Origin of the sequence: Streptomyces sp. KL109B (assembly GCF_030766935.1) — a bacterium.
GTDB lineage: Bacteria > Actinomycetota > Actinomycetes > Streptomycetales > Streptomycetaceae > Streptomyces.
Window position 1 is genome coordinate 355691 of sequence record NZ_JASERL010000002.1, and the last position, 25538, is coordinate 381228.

Sequence of the window (25538 nt, forward strand, 5' to 3'; positions counted from 1 at the left end):
AGGGTGTGGCGGCTCGTCCAAGACCCATCGGCTTCCAAGCGATAAATGACGTCTATCGAGAGTCAAGGGCGCGCCAAGTCCCCTGGTGAGGCTGGGGTCTGGGGATCGATAAGCGGCCGCTATCGGGTGTTCGGGAGTGCGTATTGGACGTGTGCGGTGGCGGACCGCACGCTCGCTGGAGAGGGGAGGTGGAGGGTGTGGCCACGTCGGTAACGGCCGTCACGGGGCTCGCTGATCTCCTGGATCGGCAGGTGCGCACACGACCGCACGCTCCCGCGCTCACCTTCGGTGACGGGCAACTTCCGCTGTCGTACGAGGAGTTGGATGCGCTCGCGGAGCGGGAGGCGGAGCGGATCGCTGCCGCGGGGGTGCGGGCGGGTGAGGTGCTGGGGCTTGTGGCCGGCAACAGTGCGGAGTTCGTGGGGGCGTTGCTCGGGGCGGGGCGGGCGGGGGTCGTGCCCGCACCCTTGGACCCGGGGCTGTCGGAGTCCGAACTCCGCGCGCGGTGTGTGGTGTTGGGGGCGCGGGGGGTGCTGCACGGGGACATGATCGGCGTGGGGTCGATTCCGGTCCGTCCGCGGGTGCGGCCGGACGACGCGCTCGTGCTGTTCACCGCCGGGGCGACGGGGCGGGCCCGGATGGTGCCGCTCACGCATGGCAACGTCGTCGCGGCTGTCAACACCGTATGTGCCACTTACGCGTTGGGGCCGGAGGACGCGACGGTCGCCGTGATGCCGTTCTTCCATGGGCACGGGTTGTTCGCCTCGTTGTTGGCCACGCTGGCGAGTGGGGGGTGTGTGCTGTTGCCCTCGCGGCCGCCCGTGGGTGGCGGGTTCTCTGCGGAGGCGTTGTGGGGGGATTTGCGGGCGGTGGGGGCGAGTTGGTTCACGGCGGTGCCGGTGATTCACGAGGCTCTGCTCGAGCGGTCGGAGGCCGGCGACATTCCCGTGCCGCCGCCGCTGCGGTTCGTACGGAGTTGTGGGGCGCCGCTCAACGCGGCTACGCAGCGGGCGCTTGAGCGGATGTTCGGGGCGCCGGTGCTTTCGGCGTACGGGATGACGGAGGCCGCGCATCAGATCGCGAGCGAGCCGTTGCCGCGGGACGGGGCGCTGAAGCACGGGACGGTGGGGCGGGCGACGGGGGTGCGGGTGCGGGTGGTCGACCGGGAGGGGCGGGTGTGTGCGGCGGGGGTGCGGGGTGAGGTGTGGGTGCGGGGGCCGGCCGTGGCCGGGGTGGGGGGTGGGTGGTTGCGGACGGGTGATTTGGGGTGGCTGGACGAGGACGGGTATCTGTCGTTGGCGGGGCGTATCGAGAGCCTGATCGTGCGGCGGGGGCGGGTGATTTCGCCGGAGTACGTGGAGGATGTGCTGGCCGGGTGTCCGTCGGTGGTGGAGGCGGCGGTGTTCGCGGTGGGTGGGGAGGGGTTGGGGGCGGCGGTTGTGGTGCGCGGGGAGGAGTGTGTGGGGGTGGATGATGTGTTGCGGTACTGCCGGGGGCGGTTGGCCTCCGTCGCGGTGCCGGATCGGGTCGTGGTGGTGTCCGCCTTGCCGCGGACGGCGCAAGGTGGGTTGGATCGGTCGACCGTCGCGGCCCGGTACGCGTGAGCCAACGCCTCGGGGCTCCGCCCCGGACCCCGCTGCTCAATCGCCGCAGGGGCTGAAAAGACATGGGGCGCTGCCCCATACCCCGCTCCTCAAACGCCGGAGAGGCTTATAGGGCCCTGTCCCTCCCTGCTCACACGCCGAGCAATTTCGAACCCATGGCTCGCGCCTCTCGGACGCCGAACCCCCTCCAACCTCCGACCCGCGCCGATCGAGCGCCGGGCACCGCCCTCAAGCCCCCGCGGCAATTGAGCAGCAGGGTACGGGGCAGGGCCCCGGTCTTTTGAGCACGGGGGCCGCGGCTCTCCAGCGGCCGGCACCACTATCAAGCCCCTGCGGCGATTGAGCAGCGGGGTGCGGGGCGGAGCCCCGGGTTTTGGGGTGGGGGCGGTTACGTGGAGGGGGTGCGGGCAGGCGCCGGGGCCGGTACTCGCGCGAACGCCTCGTCCAGGTTCAAGGTTGTCGCCGCGTTCACGAACGCCCGCGCCGCGACCGACCCCGGCGTACCCGCGTGGATCGCGACGGAGACCTGCGCCCCGGCCTCCGGGTCCACCAGCGGCAGCGCCCTCGCGTGGCCGGCCACCGGCATCGCACGCAGCCAGGTGTGGGGGACGACGCTGGCCCATTCGCCGCCGCCCACATGTGCGTACAGGGAGGCGATGGAGTCGGTCTCGACCTGCGGGGTGACTTCGAGGCCCTGGTTCGCGAAGACCTTGTCGATGAGCTGGCGGATGCGCATGTCGGGGGTGAGGAGGGCGAGCGGAAGGGCGGCCGCGTCGGTCCATGTCACGCTGCCGGTGTGGCAGTTGAACTGGTCGTCCGGGACGAGGAGTACGTAGCGCTCCTGGTAGAGGGGGACGACCTGGAGGCCCTCCTGGTCGTCGGGGTCGAAGTGGGCGATGGCGACGTCGAGTTCGAAGTCGCGGAGCTGACGGTGGAGTTCCTTCGTGGAGAGGCGGGAGCGGACCTGGACCCTGGCCAGGGGGTGTGCGGAGCAGAACGCGCCCACGGGGAGGGCCAGGGTGGTGGAGGCCGTGGGGTCGGTGCCCAGGCGGAGGGTGCCGGTGATGCCGGACTGGACGGCCGCCACCTCCGCCTTGAACGCCTCCTGTTCGGCGAGGATCCGCTTCGCCCACACCACCAGGCGCTCACCCTCGGCGGTGAGGCCCTGGTAGTTGTGGCCGCGGTTGATGAGCGTGACGTTCAGTTCGCGTTCGAGCTTGGCGATCGCCGCGGAGAGCGCGGGCTGGGAGACGTAGCAGGATTCGGCGGCGCGCGCGAAGTGCCGCTCGCGGGCCACCGCCACGAAGTACTCCAACTGCCGGAACAGCATGTACGTCTCCTCTGCCGCGTGATCTTCGCCCGTAGCGTGCAGCGTGCTACGGCAGCACGGTGCGTGCCAATAGGTCGGTCGCCGCGTGGATCGCCCGCAGGGTCGGGGCTTCGGCGCCGGTGATGTCGGCCATTTCGACGACCGCGGTCACGATCGCGTCCAGCTCCAGTTGCTTGTCGGCTTCCAGGTCCTGGAGCATGGATGTCTTGTGGGCGCCCACGCCCTCGGCTCCGCGCAGGCGCTTGTCGATGGAGATGTCGGGGGTGGAGCCGACGCGGGCCGCGATGTCGAGGATCTCCTCCATCACGCGGGCCACCATCGCCCGGGTCAGCGGGTGCCGGCACATGTCGACCATGGTGGCTCGGGTCAGCGCGCTGATGGGGTTGAAGGCGGCGTTGCCCATGAGTTTGATCCAGATGTCGTCGCGCAGGTCGCGTTCGACGGGGCATTTGAGGCCGCCCGCGACCATGGCTTCGCTGAGGTCCGTACAGCGTCCCGAGACACTGCCGTCCGGTTCCCCGATGGAGAAGCGGGTGCCTTCCAAGTGGCGTATGACGCCCGGGGATTCGATGACCGTGGCGGGGTAGACGACGCAGCCGATGGCTCGCTGCGGCGGCAGTACCTTGCTGGTCGCGCCGCCCGGGTCGACGGCCTCGATGCGGCGGCCCTCGTAGGGTCCGGTGAGGCGGTGGAAGTACCACCACGGGATGCCGTTCTGGCCCGCGACCACCGCGGTGTGTTCGCCGAGGAGCGGGGTCACGAGTGACCCGCAGGACGGGTACGAGTGGGCCTTCAGGCCGAGGAACACGTAGTCGACGGGGCCGATCTCGGCCGGGTCGTCGGTGGCGTGCGGGTGGGCGGTGAAGTCGCCGCGCGGGCTGAGCACGCGGACGCCGTCCCGCTGGATCGCGCGCAAGTGGTCCCTGCGGGCGACGAGGTGCACGTCCGCGCCGCCGCGGTGCAGGGCCGCTCCCACGTATGCGCCGATGGCTCCGGCGCCGAGGACTGCGATCTTCATCGTGGTGCCTCCTGTTGTCGAGGGTGTGGAGGTACGCACATGCCACCCGCCGGGTGCCGCACAGCACACGGAGGGGTGGCATGGGACATGGGCGCGGCCGCCGCGCGTGCCCTGTCGCGCGGCGGCCGCCTGAGAGGTGGACCGGGTTCAGCGCATGAGCTTCACGGCCGCGACGACGAGCGGGTCGAGGCCGTCCGCTCCGTCGTCCACGAGCGCGTAGAGCCGCCGCTTCATCCGCGGGTCCCAGAACTTGGTGACATGCCCCGCGATGGCCTCGGCCGCGGCCGCACCCGGCAGGTGGCCCTGGTTCGCGGCGATGTCGTTCGCCATGCGGAGTTCGGAGGGGACGGTGTGCGGCTCCATATCGGCCATATCAGCCATGTCAGCCATGTCGGTCCACCACCGTGACGAGCTGTTCCGAATCCCGGTCCTCTGCACGGGACTTGGGGGCCAGGCCGACCTGCACCGCCGTCACCTTGTACTCCGGGCAGTTGGTCGCCCAGTCGGAGTTCTCGGTCGTCACCACGTTCGCGCCCGTCACCGGGTGGTGGAAGGTGGTGTAGACGACGCCGGGTGGCATCCGGTCGGAGATCTGCGCGTGCAGCGTCGTCGCGCCGACCCGGCTGGAGAGTGTGACCAGGTCGCCGTCGCTGATGCCGCGCTCCTCCGCGTCGTGCGGGTGCACTTCGAGGATGTCCTCGGGGTGCCAGGCGACGTTGCCGGTGCGGCGGGTCTGCGCGCCGACGTTGTACTGGCTGAGGATGCGGCCCGTGGTGAGGACGAGGGGGAAGCGGCGGGTGCTGCGTTCGTTGGTCGGTACGTAGGAGGTGACGACGAACTTGCCCTTGCCGCGGGTGAATTCGTCCACGTGCATGGTCGGGGTGCCCTCGGGAAACTCCTCATTGCACGGCCACTGGATGGAGCCGAGCTTGTCGATGAGGTCGAAGGAGACACCCGCGAAGGTCGGGGTGACGGAGGCGATCTCGTCCATGATCTGCGAGGGGTGGTCGTAGTCCATGGCGTAGCCCATGGCGGTGGCGATCTCGCACACGATCTGCCACTCGTGCCTGCCGGACTTCGGCGGCATGACCGCCCGCACGCGGTTGACGCGCCGCTCGGCGTTGGTGAACGTACCGTCCTTCTCCAGGAAGGAGGCGCCCGGCAGGAAGACGTGCGCGAACTTCGCCGTCTCGTTGAGGAACAGGTCCTGGACGACGACCAGGTCCATGGATTCGAGGGCCGCCGTGACGTGTTGCAGGTTGGGGTCGGACTGGGCGATGTCCTCGCCGTGCACGAACAGGCCGCGGAACTCGCCGTCGATCGCCGCGTCGAACATGTTGGGGATGCGCAGGCCCGGCTCGGGCAGCAGCGCGGAGCCCCACAGGTTCTCGAAGACACCACGTACCGCGTCGTCGGAGATGTGCCGGTAGCCGGGGAGTTCGTGCGGGAAGGAGCCCATGTCGCAGGAGCCCTGCACGTTGTTCTGGCCGCGCAGCGGGTTCACACCCACACCGTCGCGGCCGATGTTTCCGCAGGCCATCGCGAGGTTGGCCATTCCCATGACCATCGTCGAGCCCTGGCTGTGCTCGGTGACACCGAGGCCGTAGTAGATGGCTCCGTTGCCGGCGGTGGCGTACAGGCGTGCCGCGGCGCGCAGTTCGGACGCCGGTACGCCTGTGATGTCCTCGGTCGCCTCGGGGCTGTTCTCGGGGCGGGCCACGAACTCGGCCCACTCCTCGTAGCCCTCGCAGCGCGCCTCGACGAAGTTCTTGTCGGTGAGGCCCTCGGTGACGACGACGTGTGCCATGGCGTTGACGACGGCGACGTTCGTGCTGGGGCGGAGCTGGAGGTGGTGTTGCGCCTCGATGTGCGGGGAGCGGACGAGGTCGATGCGGCGCGGGTCGACGACGATCAGCTTGGCGCCCTCGCGAAGCCGCCGCTTCATCCGGGAGGCGAAGACGGGATGGCCGTCGGTGGGGTTGGCGCCGATGACCACGATGACGTCGGCCTCGGCGACGGAGCGGAAGTCCTGGGTGCCGGCCGATTCGCCGAAGGTCTGCTTCAGCCCGTAACCGGTGGGTGAGTGGCAGACGCGGGCGCAGGTGTCGACGTTGTTGTTGCCGAAGGCGGCGCGGACCATCTTCTGGACGACGTACACCTCTTCGTTCGTGCACCGGGAGGAGGAGATGGCGCCGATGGAGCCGGGGCCGTACGCGCCCTGGATCTCCCGCATCCGCCGGGCCACCGTGCCGATCGCCTCGTCCCACTCGACCTCGCGCCAGGGGTCGGTGATGGTGTCACGGACCATGGGCTTGAGCTTGCGGTCGGGGTGGGTGGCGTAGCCGAAGGCGAAGCGGCCCTTGACGCAGGAGTGGCCTTCGTTGGCGCCGCCGTCCTTGTACGGGACCATGCGGACGAGTTCGTCGCCACGCATCTCTGCCTTGAACGAGCAGCCGACACCGCAGTACGCACATGTCGTGACGACGGACCGGGTCGGCATCCCGAGATCAACTACCGACTTCTCCTGGAGAGTTGAGGTCGGGCACGCCTGTACGCACGCGCCGCAGGACACGCACTCGGAGTCCATGAACGACTCCCCCGCGCCCGCCGACACCTTCGACTCGAAGCCGCGGCCCTCGATGGTGAGCGCGAACGTGCCCTGTGTCTCGTCGCAGGCACGCACACACCGCGAGCAGGCGATGCACTTGGACGGGTCGAAGTCGAAGTAGGGGTTGGAGGTGTCCTTCTCGGCGTCGAGGTGGCCCGCGCCCTCGTAGCCGTAGCGGACCTGGCGCAGGCCCACGACCCCTGCCATGTCCTGGAGTTCGCAGTCTCCGTTGGCGGGGCAGGTGAGGCAGTCGAGGGGGTGGTCGGAGATGTACAGCTCCATGACGCCCTGCCGGAGCTTGGCGACCTTCGGGGTCTGCGTCTTCACCGACATGCCGTCCGTGCACGGTGTCGTACAGGAGGCGGGGGTGCCGCGGCGGCCGTCGATCTCGACGACGCACAGCCGGCAGGAGCCGAACGCCTCCAGGCTGTCGGTGGCGCACAGCTTCGGCACGTCGATGCCGGCTTCGGCGGCGGCCCGCATGACGGAGGTGCCCTCGGGGACCGTCACCGGTTGTCCGTCGATCTCCACCGAGACCGTGGCCGCTCCGGGCCGTGCCGGAGTGCCGAAGTCGGGTTCCTTCATGAGTGTCATGCCTGGCCCTCCGCTCGTGTCTGCCGGGTGCCGGCCGGTCGTACGGGGTGGATCTCCAGGAGCCGACGGTCGCCGCGGTCGACGAAGTCGTCGGCGAAGTGCGCGAGCGCGCTGCGTACGGGCATCGGGGTCAGGCCGCCCATGGCACACAGTGAACCATCGGTCATCAGCTCGCACAGGTCCTCTAGCAGCGCCAGATTCTCGTCGCGGTGCTCACCTGCCACGATCCGGTCGATGACCTCGACGCCACGCACCGAACCGACGCGGCAGGGTGTGCACTTGCCGCAGGACTCCTCGGCGCAGAACTCCATCGCGAAGCGGGCCTGCGCCGCCATGTCGACGGTGTCGTCGAAGACGACGACGCCGCCGTGCCCGAGCATCGCCCCGGCCTCGGCGAGCGCCTCGTAGTCCATTGGCACGTCGAAACCCGACTCCGGGAGGTACGCGCCGAGGGGCCCGCCCACCTGCACGGCGCGCGCGGGACGCCCGCTCAGGGTGCCGCCGCCGTAGTCCTCGATCAGTTCGCGCAGCGTGATGCCGAAGGCGGTCTCGACGATGCCGCCGCGCTTGATGTTCCCGGCGAGCTGGAAGACCTGGGTGCCGCGGGAGCGGCCGACGCCGAGGTCCTGGTAGGCCTTGGCGCCGTCGGCGAGCACGACGGGGACGGTGGTGAGGGTGAGGACGTTGTTGACGACGGTCGGCTTGCCGAAGAGGCCCTCGACTGCGGGGATGGGTGGCTTGGCACGCACCATGCCGCGCTTGCCCTCCAGGCTCTCCAGCATGGAGGTCTCCTCGCCGCAGATGTACGCGCCCGCGCCGACGCGGATGTGCAGGTCGAAGTCGAGGGTCGAGCCGAGGATGCCGGCGCCGAGCCAGCCGTGCGCTCGCGCGATGTCGATGGCGGCGGTCATGGTGGCGATGGCGTCGGGGTACTCGGAGCGGATGTAGAGGTAGCCCTCGCGGGCGCCGACGGCGTGGGCGGCGATCGTCATGCCCTCGATGAGCAGGAACGGGTCGCCCTCCATGACCATGCGGTCGGCGAAGGTGCCGCTGTCGCCCTCGTCGGCGTTGCAGCAGATGAACTTGAGGCCGTCGGGCCCGGGGTCGGTGTCGAGGACCGTCTTCCACTTGATGCCGGCCGGGAAGCCCGCGCCGCCGCGCCCGCGCAGGCCGGAGTCCGTGACCTCCGTGACGACGTCGGCGGGTGTCATCTCCAGGGCGGCGCGCAGCCCTTGGAGCCCGCCGTGCGCCTCGTAGTCCTCGGGCGAGAGCGGGTCGGTGACGCCGACGCGGGCGAAGGTGACGCGGTTCTGCCTGCGCAGCCATGGGAGTTCGTCGACGGGGCCGAGGCGCAGGGGGTGGTCGGCGCCGTCGAGCATGCCGGATGCGAGCAGGTCGGGTACGTCGTCGGGGGTGACGGGGCCGTAGCCGATGCGGCCCTCGGGGGTCACGACCTCGACGAGGGGTTCGAGCCAGAGCAGCCCGCGCGAGCCGTTGCGGACGATGTCGATGCCGATCTCGCTATCGATGGCGGCCAGTTGGATTCGCTGAGCGATCTCGTCGGCGCCGACGGAGCGGGCCGACGCGTCGCGCGGGACGTACACGGTCGTCATGGTCTGGGTCTGGGTCTGCGTCACTTTCGGGGAAGTCACCTCTCACACCGTCCCGTTGAGGATCGCGCCGAGCCGGGCCGGGGTCACGCGGCCGTGCAGCCGCCCGTCGGCCTCCACCGAGGGGCCGAGCGCGCAGTTGCCGAGGCAGAAGACCTGGTCGACGGTGACACCGCCGTCCGCACTGGTCTCGCCGAGCGTCAGGCCCGACTCCCTTACGTAGTTCAACAGGCCCTCGGCACCCAGGGCTTGGCAGGCTTCGGCGCGGCAGATGCGGACGGTGGAGCGGCCCGCGGGCTCGCGCCGGAAGTCGTGGTAGAAGGTCACCACCCCGTGCACATCGGCCCGCGAGAGGTTGAACTCGTCGGCGAGGACGGGGATCGCCTCCTGCGGTACGCACCCCAACTCGGCCTGTACGGCATGGAGTACGGGCAACAGGGCGCCGCGCTCGCCACGGCGCGCGGACGCCGCCCTCCTGACCACGCTCTCGACCGACACGTCCGTCCCGCTGGTCGTCATGATCGCTCCGCCTTCCCTCATGCGGGTCTCCGGCGCGGGTGCGGGAGACCCCAGCACTACCCCATACAGACTTCTGTATACGAAAGCCCGGTGTAAAGAAGCGGGACGAAATCGAGCGGGGTCGATCGCCCGACTTCCGTACACCGGGCGGTCCTTCACGAGGCCACGAGCACCGGCTCGGGCCCTCGTTCCAGCGCGTCCCCCAGTTCGGCCCACCACGGCAGCACGGTGTTCCGCAGCAGCTCATCGCCGCTCCCGTCCACCCCGAGCAGCGCCGACGCGGGTACGCGCACGGGGTCGGCGCAGACCGTCGAGGTGGCGCTGCCACTCGGGCCCGAGCCGGCCGTACGGGCCGGGACGTACAGGTCGGGGGCGTGTGCCGGGACGAGCCACAGGCTCCGCGCGTCGGGCCCGACCCCGGCCCCGCCTTCGTACGGGCGCGTCGACCACACATAGCTGTCGGCCTCCCCCGCCGAGACGACCTGTCGCTTGCGGCCGCGCAGGGCGACGACCTCGCCGGTGCGGCGCGCCGTGGACTCCGGCCCGCCGCCCTCCTCCAGGGCCAGCGAGCACAGGTGCCGCCCGGCGGCGATCTCGGCACGCACCCACGGTCCCCCGTACGCCTCGACGACGGCGACTGCCGCGTAGTGCGAGCGGAGCACGGCGGCGACGGCGGGGCAGACCCGTGCGACCCGCTCGACGACATCGGCGGCCTCGGACAACCCCCGTCCGCCACCGCCGAGTTCGGGCGCGCCGGTGAGCCCGAGCAGGCCCGCGCGGCCGAGCGCGGTGACGCCGGACCGGGGGAACTTCCCCTGCCGGTACGCCGGTTCACCGCCGCTCGCGACGGCGCCGGTCAGGACGTGGGCGAGTGCGGCGCGGTACGGCCCGGCGCCGCCCATTCAGATGACGCCCTGTTCGGCAAGCTGCGCCAACTCGGCTTTGTCCAGGCCGAGTTCATCGGCGTAGATGGCGGTGTTGTGTTCGCCGAGGAGTGGGGAGCCGGAGATGGTGGTCGGCGAGTCGGAGAGCTTGAGCGGGTTGCCGACCGTCGTGTACGAGCCCCGTCCGGGGTGCGGCACTTCGACGACCATGTCATTGGCCACCAGCGACGCGTCCTCGATGATCTCCTTGGTGGAGAGGATCGGGCCGCAGGGGATGTTGTGGGCGTTGAGCCTGTCCAGGACCTCCCACTTGGGGAGCGTCGACGACCACTCCTCGATGAGCTGGAACATCTTGTTCAGCTTCGGCAGGCGCGCCTCGGGTGTCGACCACTCCGGGTCGTCCGCCATCTCCGGCCGCCCGATCAGCTCGGCCAGCGGCTTCCAGCCGACCGGCTGCACGATGACGTACACGTAGTCGTTGGGCCCGCCGAGCGCGCACTTCACGGCCCAGCCGGGCTGGCCGCCGCCGGACGCGTTGCCGGAACGGGGCACCTCGTCGCCGAAGTCCTCGTTCGGATACTCGGCCAACGGGCCGTGGGTGAGGCGCTGTTGGTCGCGCAGCTTCACTCGGCAGAGGTTGAGCACGGCGTGCTGCATCGCCACATTCACGCGCTGCCCGCGCCCCGTCCGCTCACGCTGCAAGAGGGCGGCGAGGATGCCGGCGACGGTGTGGACGCCGGTGCCGGAGTCCCCGATCTGCGCGCCCGTGGCCGTCGGCGGGCCGTCCTCGAAGCCCGTGGTGGCCATCGAGCCGCCCATGGCCTGGGCCACCACCTCGTACGCCTTGAAGTTGGTGTACGGGCCGTCGCCGAAGCCCTTGATGGAGGCGTAGATGATGCGTGGGTTGATCTCCTGGATGCGCTCCCAGGTGAAGCCCATCCGGTCGACGGCGCCGGGGCCGAAGTTCTCGACCATGACGTCCGAGCGGCGGATCAGCTCCGTGAGGATCTCCTTGCCGCGCTCCGTCTTGGTGTTCAGGGTGATGCTCCGCTTGTTGGAGTTGAGCATCGTGAAGTAGAGGGAGTCGACGTCCGGGATGTCACGCAGCTGCTTGCGTGTGATGTCACCGGTCGGCGCCTCCAGTTTGACGACGTCCGCACCCAGCCACGCCAGCAACTGCGTAGCGGACGGACCCGACTGAACGTGTGTCATGTCGAGGACGCGTATGCCCTCAAGAGCCTTGGTCATGGTCAACACCCCACGTCTCGTTGGCTACTTCTTCATACAGTATTCGTCGACTGTATGCAATAACCGGCGAGACTCCGGCCATTGCTCGGCAACGGCCGGAGCTACTTCGCCTGTTGGTGGTACGACCTGCGCGTGTGCTCGGTGTGGGCGCGCATGACCGCGGCGGCCCGCACCTCGTCGTGGTCGGCGAGCGCGGCGATCAACTCCCGGTGCTCCGCCCAGGACTGGTGGCCGCGCTGGCGCGCCACGGGCGTGTAGTACCAACGCACCCGGCGGTCGACCTGCGCTGCCAGTTCGGCGAGTACCTCGTTGGCGGCCAACTCCATGACGGTGCCGTGCAGTTGCGCGTTGAGGGCCACGGCCGCCTCCACGTCGTCGGCCGCGACCGCCCGCTCCCCCGCCTCGCACAGCTCCTCAAGAGCCGCGACGGCCGCGGCGTTCGCGCGCGTGGCGGCGAGCCGCACCGCCTCGGTCTCCAGGAGTTGACGCACGGTCAGCAGCTGGTCCGCCTCGTCCTCGGTCGGCTCGTGCACGAACGCGCCCTGTGCGGGCCGCAGATCGACCCACCCCTCGGTGCTCAGCCGTTGCAGCGCCTCACGCACGGGCTGCCGTGAAACGCCCAACTGGGCGGCGAGTTCGGTCTCGACGAGGTGCGCGCCGGGCGGCAGGGTGCGGGTGATGATCAGGTCGAGCAGCGCTCCGTAGACCCGCTCGCGCAGCGGTCCCGGGCGGTCCAGCTTGGGCACAGTTCCCTGCGGCAGTCCTGCGGTCGGCAACATCCCGGCCCCTTCCCCCAGTACGTGCGGTAGGTGTTGTCCTAGTCCTTGCCGAGGCCAATTCCAGGCTGTACACAATATCCCGTCGACACATCGTGTGCGCGGGGCGGGCGGAAACTCGCCCCGCGGCACGGCGGCGGGGTCCACGAGCGGCGGGGAGCGCCCCCTGCGCCGCGAGGGACCCCGCCGCAGCTGCGTCAGCGGCCGGCCGGGGCGCGCGCCGGAGTTCAGGGCATGAGTTGGTACTCCGGGAAGTTGCCGGGCGGCCGCTCCCCCGCGGGGCCTTCGGTCACGGCGCGGACCAGCAGCTCCCCGCCGACGAACGCGCCGCGCCACGACGCCCCGAACCCGCCGAACAGCTCGTCCCGGTCGCCGCGCGAACGCGGCTTGCCGTGGCCGACCTTGAACGCCCGGATCTGCGGGGCGAGCCGCTCGTACGTTGCCTCGTCGTCGGTGGCGAGGGTGGCGACGAGGGCGCCGTTGGAGGCGTTCATCGCGGCGAGCAGCTCCGCTTCCGTGTCGACGAGCACGATGGTGTCGACCGGGCCGAACGGCTCGGCGTGGTGCAGCGGCGAGGACGGCGGCGGGGCGAGCAGTGTCACCGGGTGGACGTACGCGCTGGTGTCCTGGCCAGGCAGGAACAGCGCCGGGTCGGGCGCGGAGCGGTGCAGCGGGACGGCCCCTCGGTCGATCGCCTCGGCTACCTGGTCGGTCAGCTCCTTCGCCTTCGCCGCGTTGATGAGCGGGCCGAAGTCGAGGGCGGGGTACGGGTCTTCGGGCTGGGCGACGGCCAGCGGGTGACCGACGCGCAGGGTGCGTACGGCGGGCAGGTACGCGGCGAGGAAGTCGTCGAAGGCCTCGCGCTGGACGACGAACCGGGGGTAGGCGGTGCAGCGCTGCTTGCCGTAGTCGAAGAGCTTGGGGATCGCGGCCGTCAGCTTGTCCCAGTCGGTGAAGTTCCAGATGCCCCAGGTGTTGAGGCCCTCCTGTTCCAGGATGTGCCGCTTGCCGAGGTCGGCGACGTCCGTGGCGACCGCCGCCCCGGTGTCCCGGCCGCCGACGAAGGACACGCAGCCGATCTCCGGCGCCCGCACCAGCGCCTCGGAGAGCTGCCCGCCGCTGCCGCTGACGAGGGTCACGGGGATGCCCTCGCGGGCGGCGAGCGCGCAGGCCAGGGTGAGGCAGGAGACGCCGCCGTCGGTGGGCGTCTTGGCGATGACGGCGTTGCCCGCGAGCGCCTGGACGAGCAGCGCGTGCACGAGGACGCTCATCGGGTAGTTCCAGCTCGCGATGTTGGAGACCGGCCCGGCCAGCGGAGTGCGTTCGCCCAGCATGTCGTCGATGCCGTCGACGTACCAGCGCACGCCGTCGATGGCCCGGTCCACGTCGGCCTGCGCGAGCCGCCAGGGCTTGCCGATCTCCCAGACGAGGAGCAGAGCGAGCAGTTCGCGGTGCTGGGTGAGGGCGTCGAGGGTGGCTGCGACGCGGGCGCGCCGCTGCGGCAGCGGGATGTGGCGCCACGCGCGGTGCTGGTCGAGGGATGCGCGTACGGCCTGGTGGGCGGTGTCGGCGTCGAGGCGGGGCGGCCCGGCGATGGGGCTGCCGTCCACGGGTGTGGTGGCGGGGAGGGTGCGTCCTTCGGCCTGCCAGGCGCCGTTCCACAGGTTCAGTACGCGGTCGTCGCGGAAGGCCTCGGGGGCGACGGCGAGGCAGCGCTGCCAGGCGTCGGCCCAGGAGGTGCCGGCCTTGAGGGTGGGTGAGGGGGTGGGTGTGGGTGTGGGTGTGGGTGTGGGTGTGTTGAGGGTGGTTGCCATTTCTTGTTCTCCGCTCACGGTGCACAGTCGAGAACAGACGGGGCCCGCAGGGCCTTCCTTGCAAGGGCGGTGGCGGGCGACGGGCGGGCACTACTCATGGCTGGTGGACGGGAGGCGGTCGAGGACGAGGCGCGCGGTCTCCGTCGGTGTCGAGCCGACGCGGACCCCGGCCGCCTCCAGTGCCTCCTTCTTGGCCTGCGCCGTTCCCGAGGAGCCGGACACGATGGCGCCCGCGTGGCCCATCGTCTTGCCCTCGGGCGCGGTGAATCCGGCGATGTAGCCGACGACGGGCTTGGTGACGTGCTCGCGGATGTGTGCCGCGGCCCGTTCCTCGGCGTCGCCGCCGATCTCCCCGATGAGGACGACCAGTTCGGTCTCGGGGTCTGCCTCGAAGGCTTCGAGGCAGTCGATGTGGGTGGTGCCGATGACGGGGTCGCCGCCGATGCCGACACACGTCGAGAAGCCGATGTCGCGCAGCTCGTACATGAGTTGGTACGTGAGGGTGCCGGACTTGGAGACGAGTCCGACGCGGCCCGGCTTGGTGATGTCGGCCGGGATGATGCCCGCGTTGGAGGCGCCGGGCGTGATGAGACCCGGGCAGTTGGGGCCGATGACGCGGGTGCCGCGCCGCTTCGCGTACGCCTGGAAGGTCACGGCGTCGTGCACCGGGATGCCCTCCGTGATGACGACCGCGAGCGGGATGCCCGCGTCGGCCGCCTCGATCACGGCGTCCTTGGCGAAGGCGGGCGGCACGAAGACGACGGTGACATCGGCGCCGGTGGCCGCCATGCCCTCGGCGACGCCGCCAAAGACGGGGATGTCGCACCCTTCGAGGTCGACGGTGCGCCCGGCCTTGCGGGGGTTGACGCCGCCGACGACGTTCGTGCCCGCCTGGAGCATGCGGCGGGTGTGCTTCGTGCCCTCGGCGCCGGTCATGCCCTGGACGAGGACCTTGCTCTCCTGCGTGAGGTAGATGGCCATGTCCCGGCTCCTTAAAGGGGGTTGGGGGCGAGGGCGAGGTCGGCTGCCTGGCGCGCGGCGCCGTCCATCGTGGCCGCCTGCTCCACGAGGGGGTGCGCGCGCTCTTCGAGGATCGCCCGGCCGCGCGCGGCGTTGTTGCCGTCGAGCCGGACGACCAGCGGTTTGGTCAACTGGACGCGGTCCAGGGCCCGCACGATGCCGTCGGCGACCGCGTCGCAGGCGGTGATGCCGCCGAAGACGTTGACGAAGACGGACTTCACGGCCGGGTCGGAGAGGATGACGTCGAGGCCGTCCGCCATGATCTGGGCGGAGGCGCCGCCGCCGATGTCGAGGAAGTTGGCGGGGCGTGCGCCGCAGCCGGCGACGACGTCGAGCGTCGACATGACGAGCCCGGCGCCGTTGCCGATGACGCCGACCTGGCCGTCCAGCTTCACGTAGTTGAGTCCCTTCGCCGCCGCTCGCGCTTCCAGGGGGTCGTCGTGAACGGATTCCGGGGATGCGCCCCAACGGGCGTTGCGGTAGCGGGCGTTGTCGTCGAGGGTCACCTTGCCGTCGAGCGCGAGGATCTGCCCTTGCGTGGTGCGCACGAGCGGGTTCACCTCGACGAGCAGCGCGTCCTCGCGGGTGAGGACGTCCCACAGGCGTACGAGGACGTCGACGGTCTGCGGTGGCAGGCCCGCCGCCTCCGCGATGCGGGCCGCGACGGCCGAAGTGACGCCGACCGCCGGGTCGATGGGGATGCGGGCCACGGCCTCGGGGCGGGTGGCGGCGACCTCCTCGATCTCCATGCCACCTTCGGCAGAGGCGATGGCGAGGAAGGTGCCGGCCGCGCGGTCGAGGACGTAGGAGACGTAGAACTCGGCGCCTCCGGCGATGTCGACGGGTTGGGCCAGCATCACCTTTCGTACGGTGTGGCCCTTGATGTCCATGCCGAGGATCTGGCGTGCCGTCAGTTCGGCGGCGGCCGGGTCCGCGGCGAGCTTGACGCCGCCCGCCTTGCCCCGGCCGCCGGTCTTCACCTGGGCCTTGACGACGACGCGACCGCCGAGGCGGCGCGCCAACTCGCGTGCCTCCTTGGCGGATTCGGTGACTTCGGCGCGCGGGACGGGGATGCCGTGCTCCGCGAACAGATCCCTCGCTTGGTGTTCGTACAGGTCCATTGTCGGCTCCTGTTTTGGTTCCGGAAAGGAAAAGTGCTGCACGCCCCCTGGACACCATCCACGCAATGCGGGATACCAGTTTTCATACAGTATTCGGCGACTGTATGCAATGTACGAGCCGACCGTGGGCCCGCCATGGTCCGGCTGTGGACCGACCGTGGATCAGTAGCGAGGTGAGTCGTTCGTGACCAAGGCACTCGAGGGTGTGCGCGTCCTGGACATGACCCATGTCCAGTCAGGCCCATCCGCCACGCAGATGCTGGCGTGGCTGGGTGCGGACGTCGTCAAACTGGAGGCACCGACCGGTGACATCACACGCAAGCAGCTGCGTGACATCCCGGACGTCGACTCCCTCTACTTCACGATGCTCAACTGCAACAAGCGGAGCATCACCCTGAACACCAAGACGGAGCGCGGCAAGGAGCTGCTGACCGAACTCATCCGCCGCAGCGATGTGTTGGTGGAGAACTTCGGCCCCGGCGCCGTCGACCGGATGGGCTTCACCTGGGACCGCATCCAGGAGATCAACCCACGCATCGTCTACGCCTCCATCAAGGGCTTCGGCGACGGCCCGTACACCAACTTCAAGGCGTACGAGGTGGTGGCCCAGGCCATGGGCGGCTCCATGTCGACGACCGGATTCGAGGACGGTCCGCCGCTCGCGACCGGCGCGCAGATCGGCGACTCCGGCACCGGCATCCACACCGTCGCCGGCATCCTCGCCGCCCTGTTCCAGCGCGAGAACACCGGGCGCGGGCAGCGCGTGAACGTCGCGATGCAGCACGCCGTGCTCAACCTCTGCCGCGTCAAGCTGCGCGACCAACAGCGCCTCACCCACGGCCCGTTGGCCGAGTACCCGAACGAGGACTTCGGCGACGAGGTGCCGCGCTCCGGCAACGCCTCGGGCGGCGGGCAGCCCGGCTGGGCGGTGAAGTGCGCACCCGGCGGGCCCAACGACTACGTGTACGTCATCGTGCAGCCGGTCGGCTGGAAGCCGCTCACCGAGCTGATCGGCAGGCCCGAGCTCGCCGAGGACGCCGACTGGGCGACACCCGAAGCACGCCTGCCGAAGCTCAACAAGATGTTCCAGCTCATCGAGGAATGGTCGGCCACCCTCCCCAAGTGGGAGGTCCTGGACAAGCTCAACGCCCACAACATCCCCTGCGGCCCGATCCTCTCCACCAAGGAGATCATCGAGGACGCGTCGCTGGTCGCCAACGAGATGGTCGTGGATGTGCCGCACTCGGGACGCGGCTCCTTCAAGACCGTCGGTTCCCCTCTCAAGCTCTCCGACTCCCCCGTCGACGTCACCGCCTCTCCGCTCCTCGGCGAGCACAACGAAGAGGTCTTCATCGGTGAACTCGGCCTCGGGGACGAGGAGTTGCGCCTGCTCAAGACGGACGGAGTGATCTGATTGATGGCCGAGGAACGTGCGCTCAAGGTACGGGCGCTGCTCGATGCCGTACGGGCCGAGGGACGTACGGCGCTCACCGCGCCCGAGGGAAAGGTGATCGCCGACGCGTACGGGATCGCCGTCCCCGGTGAGGAGCTCGCGACCGATGCCGACCAGGCGGTGGCGGCCGCGGACCGCTTCGGCGGGCCCGTGGTCCTGAAGATCGTGTCACCGGACATCCTCCACAAGACCGACGCCGGTGGTGTCGTGGTGGGTGTCGAGGGCGGGGCCGCCGTGCGGGACGCCTACCGGCGGATCGTCGACAACGCGCGCGCGTACGCGCCCGATGCCCGCATCACCGGCATCCAGGTCCAGGAACTGCTGCCCACCGGTCCGGACACCCAGGAGGTCATCGTCGGGTCCGTCACCGACCCGACCTTCGGCAAGGTCGTCGCCTTCGGCCTCGGCGGCGTACTGGTCGAGGTGTTGAAGGATGTCACCTTCCGCCTCGCGCCGGTGTCGGCGGACGAGTCGCTCGACATGCTCGACTCCATCAAGGCGGCCGAGGTGCTGCGCGGAGTGCGCGGCGCCCAGGGTGTCGACCGCGAGGCACTGGCCGAACAGATCCGCCGCGTGTCCCAACTGGTCACGGACTTCCCGGAGATAGCCGAGGTCGACCTCAACCCGGTGATCGCGACACCGCGTGGCGCGCTCGCGGCCGACATCCGTGTCATCCTCGCCGAGGGCGAGCCGAAGCAGCGGCGTACGTACACCCGTGACGAGATCCTGACCTCCATGCGGCGGCTGATGCAGCCGCAGTCCATCACCGTGATCGGCGCCTCCAACGAGCAGGGCAAGATCGGCAATTCGGTGATGCGCAACCTCATCGACGGCGGCTTCTCCGGCGAGATCCACCCGGTGAACCCGAAGGCCGACGACATCCTGGGCCGCAAGGCGTACAAGAGTGTCACGGACGTGCCCGGCGATGTGGACGTGGCGGTCTTCGCGATCCCCGCGAAGTTCGTGGCATCGGCCCTGGAGGAGGTGGGCCGCAAGGGCATCCCGAACGCGGTCCTCATCCCCTCCGGGTTCGCGGAGACCGGCGAGCACGAGCTCCAGGAGGAGATCGTGCGGATCGCCGAGCGCAACGGCACCCGCCTCCTCGGCCCGAACATCTACGGCTACTACTCGACGTGGCAGGACCTGTGCGCCACGTTCTGCACGCCGTACGACGTGAAGGGCGGCGTCGCCCTCACCTCGCAGTCCGGTGGCATCGGCATGGCCATCCTGGGCTTCGCCCGCACCACGAAGACAGGTGTCTCGGCGATCGTCGGGCTCGGCAACAAGTCGGACCTCGACGAGGACGACCTGCTGACCTGGTTCGGCGAGGACCCCAACACCGACTGCATCGCGATGCACTTGGAGGACCTCAAGGACGGCCGTGCCTTCGTGGAGGCCGCGCGCGCGACCGTGCCGAAGAAGCCGGTCGTGGTCCTCAAGGCGGGGCGCACTGCCGCGGGCGCCAAGGCCGCCGGTTCGCACACGGGCGCGCTCGCGGGCGACGACGCCGTGTACGACGACATCCTCAAGCAGGCCGGTGTCATCAGGGCGCCGGGCCTCAACGACATGCTGGAGTACGCGCGGGCACTGCCGGTGCTTCCGGCACCCCAGGGCGACAACGTCGTCATCATCACGGGGGCCGGTGGCTCGGGTGTGCTGCTGTCGGACGCCGTGATGGACAACGGGCTCGAACTCATGGAGATCCCGGCCGACTTGGACGCCGCGTTCCGCGAGTTCATCCCGCCGTTCGGGGCCGCGGGCAACCCCGTCGACATCACGGGCGGCGAGCCTCCGTCGACGTACGAGGCGACGATCAGGCTCGGTCTTGAGGACGAGCGCATCCACTCCCTCGTACTCGGCTACTGGCACACCATCGTCACCCCGCCCATGGTGTTCGCGGAGGTGACGGCGCGCGTCGTCCAGGAGTTCCGGGAGCGCGGCATCGAGAAGCCCGTGGTGGCCTCGCTGGCCGGGGACGTCGAGGTCGAGGAGGCGTGTCAGTACCTCTTCGACCGGGGTGTGGTCGCGTACCCGTACACGACCGAGAAGCCTGTCGCGGTGCTCGGGGCCAAGTACAAGTGGGCCCGCGCGGCAGGGAAGTTGGGGGGGCGGTCGATGAGGTGAGCGAGTGACGGGTCCGGTCGGCGGTGTGCGCCGGCCGGACCCGGGACCCGTGCGCACACGAAAGACATGTGGACAGGGGGCGCTGCCCAGATCTTTCGACGCAAGGGGAACAACCGACATGACCACAACCGATCTGCCAAGTTCCGTCCCCTACAGGGAGGTGACGGACGCCAACGGCCGGATGTACCGGGTTGGCGAGAGTGACATCGACATCATGGGCCGCAGGCGCAGGTGGATGGTCATCCTGCCCTGGGTGGGCATGATGGGCATCTCGTCCGCGGAGTACGCGTTCGCGTCCGCCGAGGACACCTTGCACACCGCACACCATTGGAACAGCGGACACATCTTCTGGATGATGACCGTCTGGATCTTCTTCCAGGCCGCCGTGGCCATGCCCGCGGGACGGCTGCGGGAGAGCGGCAAACTCCCCGCTCGCTGGGCGATGATGCTCGGCGCGCTGGGAACGCTGCTCGGCTACCTCTCGCTGGCGTACGCGCCGCATGTCGTCGTCGCCTACATCGGCTTCGGCATGTTCAGCGGTATGGGCGCCGGCATGGTGTACGCGACCTGCGTCAACATGGTCGGCAAGTGGTACCCGGAGCGCAGGGGCGGCAAGACCGGATTCGTCAACGGCGGCTTCGCCTACGGATCCGTGCCGTTCGTGTTCCTGTTCACCGGGTTCATGGACCTGAGCAACTTCCGCTGGGTGCTGGTCTCGGTGGGTGTCTTCCTCGCCGCGGTGGTCGCCGTGGCCGGGTACTTCTTCAAGGACCCGCCGAAGAACTGGTGGCCGGCGAGCGTCGACCCGCTCAACCCGCCGGCGGACCCGCGTGCGCGCAGGTCCCTGGAGAAGAACCCGCCGGCCGTCCAGCAGTACAGCCCGATGCAGGCATGGAAGACCGGCCGGGTGGCGCTGATGTGGTTCTGCCTGGCGTGTACGTCGGGTGTGAACATCTTCGGCATCGCCTTCCAGGTCGACATCGGCAAGGAGGCGGGATTCGCGGGCGGCATCGTGGCAACCGCCATGTCGCTCAAGGCAGTTGTCAACGGCACCGGGCGCGGTGTCATCGGCTGGCTGTCCGACCTGTACGGCCGCAAGCAGTGTCTCCTCGCGGTCTGCGTCATCCTGGGCCTCGCCCAGTTCGGCATCATCTGGTCGGCTTCGGAGAAGATCCTCGCGCTGTTCCTGATCTTCTCCGCGATCTCCGGTTTCGGTGGTGGAGCGATCTTCCCGATGTTCGCGGCCCTGACCGCGGACTACTTCGGCGAGAACAACAACGCCACCAACTACGGCATGGTCTACAGCTCCAAGCTCGTCTCGGGGCTCGGCGCGGGCATGGGGTCCGTCGTCGTCGGCGCCTGGGGACACTCCGGGGCCTTCATCCTGGCCGGCTGCATCTCGTTCTTCGCCGGCTTCGTGGCTCTGTTCCTGTCTCCGCCCGGTAGGCCCAAGAAGCGTGGGATCCACCCCAACCCACACCCCCTTGGTGAGGAGATGGCTTGACATGACGGCGGAACCTGTCTCCGCTAGCAATACGGCACCGGCTACGGGGAGCCGGTACCGGGAAATAACCGACGAGCACGGCCGGATCTATCGCGTGGGCGAGACCGACCGCGACATCCTCGGCCACTCGCGCAAGTTCATGGTGTACCTGCCGTGGGTGGCCATGATGGCCATCAGCGTCTTCGAGTACGCCTATGGCTCGGCCGAGGACACACTGTCGTCGGCGCACGGCTGGACGCAGTCCAACACCTTCTGGATCCTGAGTGTCTGGGTGTTCTTCCAGGCGGGTGTCGCGTTCCCGGCAGGCTGGCTGCGGGAGAAAGGCATCATGCCGGCCCGCCGAGCCATGTACGTGGGCGCCTTCATGTGCCTGATCGGATTCCTGGCCCTGTCGCACCTGCACAACGTGTGGCTGGCCATCATCGGATTCGGCGTGATCGGCGGACTCGGCTCCGGGTTCGTGTACGCGACCTGCATCAACATGGTCGGCAAGTGGTACCCCGAACGCAAAGGCGGCAGGACAGGTTTCGTCAACGGAGGCTTCGCCTACGGCTCGCTTCCGTTCATCTTCATCTTCAACTACGCCTTCGACACCTCGAACTACCACCGGGTGCTCGACATGATCGGCGTGTACGTCCTGATCGTGGTGTTGGTGTGCGCGTTCTTCTTCCGTGACCCGCCGAAGAACTGGTGGCCGTCGGACGTCGACCCGCTCGCGAAGTCGGGCACGGGCAAGAGCCAGGCGGCGCTCGCCAAGAACCCGCCCGCGGTACGCCAGTACACCCCCATGGAAGCCATCAAGACGGGCCAACTGCCGCTGATGTGGCTGAGTCTGGTCCTGACGGCGGGTGTGTCGATCTTCGGCATCTCCTTCCAGGTCGACTTCGCTAAGGAGGTGGGCTTCGGCCCGCTGGTCGCCGCGTCCTCGATGGGTGTCATGGCGGTCATCAACGGTGTCGGCCGAGCCGTGGTCGGCTGGATGTCGGACATCTGGGGCCGCAAGGCGAGCCTGATCCTCGTGATCGTCGTCCTGGGTCTCGCGCAGTTCGGCATCATCTGGGCCGGCGACATACGCAGTGAATGGCTGTTCCTGGTCTTCGCGTTCCTGTCCGGATTCGGCGGTGGCGCGTTCTACCCGATGTTCGCGGCGCTGACCCCGGACTACTTCGGCGAGAACTACAACGCGACCAACTACGGCCTGGTGTACAGCGGCAAGCTCATCAGCGGCCTCTTCGGCGGCGGCCTCGGCTCGATGGTGGTCGGCGCGTGGGGCTACAACGGGGCGTATGCCCTGGCCGGGGGGATCTCGATGCTGTCGGCGCTGGTGGCGTTGCTGCTGCGGCAGCCGGGGCGGAACGAGAAGGCGGTGTCGTTGACATGATCACGTAAGTTACAAGGCGCGCCATGCGCTTCGGCAACAGTTGAGTGGGGCCCGGCCGGGTGGCCGGGCCCCACTCATGCGGTGTGCGTTATTTCCTGAGTGCGGCCAGGTTGTCGTAGCCGATGCGGGCGTGGGTCAGGGACTGGGCGGGGTCGGTGGCGCTGGGCGCGTTGTCCTGCTCGACCATCGGGTTGTGGTAGTTGCGGGCGCCGACCCGCTTGAAGAACGTCCGGTAGTCGATGACACCTTCGCCGAAGGGCACCATGTCGTAGCCCATGCCGTTGGTGTCGTTGCGGGTGCCGTCCTTGGCGTGGAACAGCGGGTAGCGCGCGTTGTGGGCGACGACGAGGGCGGCCGGATCGAAGACGTTCTCGCGCGTGGAGCCGTCGTGCGCGGTGTAGGTGTGGAACTTGTACTGCGCGACGTGCGCCCAGAAGATGTCCATCTCCAGCCAGACGGTCTTCGGGTCGCTGACCTTGAGGAAGTACTCCAGCTTGCGGATGCCGGAGCTTCGGGTGGGCCGGCCTTGTTCGTCCAGCGGCCCGCCGTCGACGAGGAAGCCGTACGCGGCGTCGTGGTTGTGGGTGTAGAGCTTGAGACCGGCGCGGTGCGCGATCCGGCCGAGCGCGTTCCACTTGTCGGCGGCGACGTCCCAGTCCGCCTTGTACGAGCTGCCGGTGGGGTCGCCGCCGGTGCCCATGTGGTCCATGCCGAGGATGTTCGCGATCTCCAGGTGCTTCTTGAACTGGTCCGTGTCGGCCTGCGTGAGCGGCCAGGACGACGGGATGAACCCGTGGTTGCCCTGGGCGCGCAGCCCGTACTCGTCGAGCCACGAGCGCAGCAGTTTCGCGCCCGCGACGGATTCGAGGTTGGCGCCGCCGGGGGCGTTGGCGTGCTGCCCGTACCCGGCGAACTCGACCTGCTTGTACCCGAATCGGGCCAGCTCCTTGAACACTTCGCGGAAGCCGGAGGGGAGGTCGGAGGCGAGTGGGTCGCGGCCGATGGCGTCGCGGACGGTGTAGAGGATGATGCCGCGCTTGTCGGCGGGGACGAGTCTGGTGCCGAGGCCTCCGGCGGAGGTGCCGGTTGTGGTGCCCGTGGCGGTGGCGGTGGCGGGTTGGGCGAGGGCCGGGGTGGCGCCGAAGACGGGGGCGGCGATGGCGGCGCCGGCGGTCGCGGCGGCGGTGCAGGTGCTGAGGAAGCGGCGGCGGCTGATGCCGAGGCGGGATCTGAGGGCGTCGTCGGGACTTGGCGCTTCGGCGGGACTTGGTGCCTCGGTGGGGCTTGGCGCCTCGGCGGAGCTTGGTGCCTCGGCGGGACTTGGCGCCTCGGTGGGGCCGTGGGTGCGGTGGAGTTCGGTCACGGTGCCTTCCTTCGATCCGGTGAATCCGGGCGCAGGGCCCGGGCATTGTCAGTGGGGTGTGCTTCACTCTCTGTAACTGGATGACTGCTTCTCGTCTTGGCGAGATCGAGCAGCAGGGCTTTCACTTCGGTGGCCGCGACGCGGCCGGGAAGGACGTGGGGGGTGGAGCACAGGATGAGCGGACCTTCTTCCTCGCTCGCCGGGAGCCGGCCGTGGCTGCCGCGAATAGGCGAGGCGTCCAGCGGGACGACGGCCATGCGGTAGCGCATGCCGAGCTTCTTGCGGGCGAGGGCGGCGGCCGCCTTGAGCTTTACGTAGGGGTCGATGGGGTCCATGAAGAGTTCGACCGGGTCGTAGCCGGGTTTGCGGTGGATCTCGACGAGCTGCGCGAAGTCGGGCGCGCGGGCGTCGTCGAGCCAGTAGTAGTACGTGAACCAGGCGCCGGCCTCGGCGACGGCGACGAGTTCGCCGGAGCGCGGATGATCGAGCTGATGCGCCTTCTTTCCCTCGTCGTCGAGAAGCTGCTCGATGCCGGGTACGTCGACGAGCGCGGCCCGCGTGGCATCGAGGTCCTCCGGTCGTCGTACGTAGATGTGCGCGATCTGGTGGTCCGCGACGGCGAAGGCGCGGGAGGCCATCGGGTCGAGGTACTCCATGCCGTCCTGCGTGTGCACCTCGAGCAGGCCGGCGCGGCGCAGTGCCCGGTTGATGTGCACGGGGCGGTCGGCGCGGGTGATGCCGTACTCGGAGAGGGCGACGACGGTGCGGCCTTCGGCGCGGGCGTCGTCCAGGAGCGGGGCGAGGGCGGCGTCGAGTTCGGCGGCCGCCTGATGTGAGCGCGGATCGTCGGGTCCGTAGCGCTGCAGGTCGTAATCGAGATGAGGGAGGTAACTCAGGATCAGATCAGGATGGCGCGTGGCCAGGACGTGGCGGGTGGCGTCGATGATCCACCGGCTGGAGACCAGGTCGGCGCCGGGCCCCCAGAAGTGGAACAGGGGGAACGTGCCGAGCCTGGCGGTGAGTTCGTCGTGCAGGGCCGGGGGCCGGGTGTAGCAGTCGGGTTCCTTGCGGCCGTCGGCGTAGTAGACGGGACGGGGAGTGATGGTGATGTCGGTGTCGGCGCCCATGGCGTACCACCAGCAGATATTGGCGACCGTGTAGCCCGGGTGAGCGCGACGGGCGGCGTCCCAGAGCTTGTCCCCGGCGACGAGCCCGTTGTGCTGCCGCCACAGCAGCACGTCACCGAGCTCACGGAAGTACCACCCGTTCCCGACGATGCCGTGCTCGGCAGGCATGACGCCGGTAAGGAACGTCGACTGGGCAGCACAGGTGACAGCGGGCAGCACCGTGCCCAGCGGCGCGCGGGAGCCGCGGTCGGCGAGCCGTCGCAGGCGCGGCATGTGGTCGAGGAGGCGGGGGGTGAGGCCGACGATGTCGAGGACGAGGAGGGGGGTGACGGAGGAATCGGGGGGCGTGGCGGCAGCCTGCCGAGCGAGCACCTCCGACGGCGCCGGCGCTGCCGACGTCTCTGGCGGCTTTGGCGGTTCCGGCCGCTCTGGCGACTCTG

Annotated in this window: 18 protein-coding genes and 1 pseudogene; 5 read left to right on the forward strand and 14 right to left on the reverse strand. The window is 69.6% G+C overall.

All coding sequences use genetic code 11. The features are described from left to right. Window positions 1–197: 197 nt before the first annotated feature. Entirely contained in the window at window positions 198–1604 is a 1407-nt protein-coding gene (locus RBJ65_RS07450; protein ID WP_306316451.1) for an AMP-binding protein, read from the forward strand. Between the two features lie 388 nt (window positions 1605–1992). Here the strand turns inward: RBJ65_RS07450 and RBJ65_RS07455 are convergent, their stop codons facing one another. The 12 genes from RBJ65_RS07455 to sucC all read right to left on the reverse strand — a co-directional run bounded on the left by RBJ65_RS07455 (window position 1993) and on the right by sucC (window position 16146). Next, a complete protein-coding gene (locus RBJ65_RS07455; RefSeq protein ID WP_306316450.1) occupies window positions 1993–2934 on the reverse strand; it encodes a LysR family transcriptional regulator in 942 nt (313 codons plus the stop codon). A gap of 46 nt (window positions 2935–2980) precedes the next feature. Beyond that, window positions 2981–3952 carry a 2-dehydropantoate 2-reductase gene (locus RBJ65_RS07460; protein WP_306316449.1) on the reverse strand — a complete coding sequence of 324 codons (972 nt, stop codon included), beginning with the start codon at window positions 3950–3952 and terminating at the stop codon, window positions 2981–2983. A gap of 147 nt (window positions 3953–4099) precedes the next feature. Next, window positions 4100–4324: a formate dehydrogenase subunit delta gene (locus RBJ65_RS07465; RefSeq protein WP_306316448.1), complete on the reverse strand. Its 225-nt coding sequence runs from the start codon at window positions 4322–4324 to the stop codon at window positions 4100–4102. A gap of 10 nt (window positions 4325–4334) precedes the next feature. Then, window positions 4335–7154 carry a formate dehydrogenase subunit alpha gene (gene fdhF / locus RBJ65_RS07470; protein ID WP_306316447.1) on the reverse strand — a complete coding sequence of 940 codons (2820 nt, stop codon included), beginning with the start codon at window positions 7152–7154 and terminating at the stop codon, window positions 4335–4337. Next, window positions 7151–8767: a formate dehydrogenase beta subunit gene (locus RBJ65_RS07475; protein ID WP_372341180.1), complete on the reverse strand. Its 1617-nt coding sequence runs from the start codon at window positions 8765–8767 to the stop codon at window positions 7151–7153. The genes fdhF and RBJ65_RS07475 overlap by 4 nt, the downstream gene beginning before the upstream one ends. Window positions 8768–8809: 42 nt before the next feature. Next, complete coding sequence (locus tag RBJ65_RS07480) at window positions 8810–9283, reverse strand: NAD(P)H-dependent oxidoreductase subunit E (RefSeq protein WP_306316445.1); 474 nt, start codon at window positions 9281–9283, stop codon at window positions 8810–8812. A gap of 155 nt (window positions 9284–9438) precedes the next feature. After that, window positions 9439–10185, reverse strand: coding sequence for an acyl-CoA dehydrogenase family protein (locus tag RBJ65_RS07485; protein WP_306316444.1), 747 nt, complete (start codon window positions 10183–10185; stop codon window positions 9439–9441). Further along, complete coding sequence (gene frc / locus RBJ65_RS07490; protein WP_306316443.1) at window positions 10186–11415, reverse strand: formyl-CoA transferase; 1230 nt, start codon at window positions 11413–11415, stop codon at window positions 10186–10188. Between the two features lie 101 nt (window positions 11416–11516). Next, window positions 11517–12191, reverse strand: coding sequence for a GntR family transcriptional regulator (locus RBJ65_RS07495; RefSeq protein ID WP_372341179.1), 675 nt, complete (start codon window positions 12189–12191; stop codon window positions 11517–11519). A gap of 227 nt (window positions 12192–12418) precedes the next feature. Next, window positions 12419–14005: an aldehyde dehydrogenase family protein gene (locus RBJ65_RS07500; RefSeq protein ID WP_306316441.1), complete on the reverse strand. Its 1587-nt coding sequence runs from the start codon at window positions 14003–14005 to the stop codon at window positions 12419–12421. A 90-nt stretch (window positions 14006–14095) separates the two neighbouring features. Beyond that, entirely contained in the window at window positions 14096–14986 is an 891-nt protein-coding gene (gene sucD, locus RBJ65_RS07505) for a succinate--CoA ligase subunit alpha (protein WP_306316440.1), read from the reverse strand. Window positions 14987–14997: 11 nt separating this feature from the next. Further along, entirely contained in the window at window positions 14998–16146 is a 1149-nt protein-coding gene (gene sucC / locus RBJ65_RS07510; protein WP_306316439.1) for an ADP-forming succinate--CoA ligase subunit beta, read from the reverse strand. A gap of 184 nt (window positions 16147–16330) precedes the next feature. Here sucC and frc (RBJ65_RS07515) point away from each other — a divergent pair, with 184 nt between their 5' ends. The 4 genes from frc (RBJ65_RS07515) (at window position 16331) to RBJ65_RS07530 (ending at window position 22608) form a co-directional block, all read left to right on the forward strand. Beyond that, window positions 16331–17560: a formyl-CoA transferase gene (gene frc / locus RBJ65_RS07515; protein WP_306316438.1), complete on the forward strand. Its 1230-nt coding sequence runs from the start codon at window positions 16331–16333 to the stop codon at window positions 17558–17560. Between the two features lie 3 nt (window positions 17561–17563). After that, window positions 17564–19723, forward strand: coding sequence for an acetate--CoA ligase family protein (locus RBJ65_RS07520; protein ID WP_306316437.1), 2160 nt, complete (start codon window positions 17564–17566; stop codon window positions 19721–19723). A gap of 118 nt (window positions 19724–19841) precedes the next feature. Next, complete coding sequence (locus RBJ65_RS07525) at window positions 19842–21227, forward strand: OFA family MFS transporter (protein ID WP_306316436.1); 1386 nt, start codon at window positions 19842–19844, stop codon at window positions 21225–21227. Window position 21228: 1 nt separating this feature from the next. After that, complete coding sequence (locus RBJ65_RS07530) at window positions 21229–22608, forward strand: OFA family MFS transporter (RefSeq protein ID WP_306316435.1); 1380 nt, start codon at window positions 21229–21231, stop codon at window positions 22606–22608. Between the two features lie 88 nt (window positions 22609–22696). Here RBJ65_RS07530 and RBJ65_RS07535 read toward each other — a convergent pair whose 3' ends face one another. Continuing rightward, window positions 22697–23824, reverse strand: a complete 1128-nt coding sequence (locus RBJ65_RS07535) for a sugar phosphate isomerase/epimerase (RefSeq protein WP_306316712.1) — start codon at window positions 23822–23824, stop codon at window positions 22697–22699. Window positions 23825–24069: 245 nt separating this feature from the next. Further along, a pseudogene (locus tag RBJ65_RS07540) lies at window positions 24070–25470 on the reverse strand (alkaline phosphatase family protein); the annotation flags it as partial. Window positions 25471–25538 lie beyond the last annotated feature (68 nt).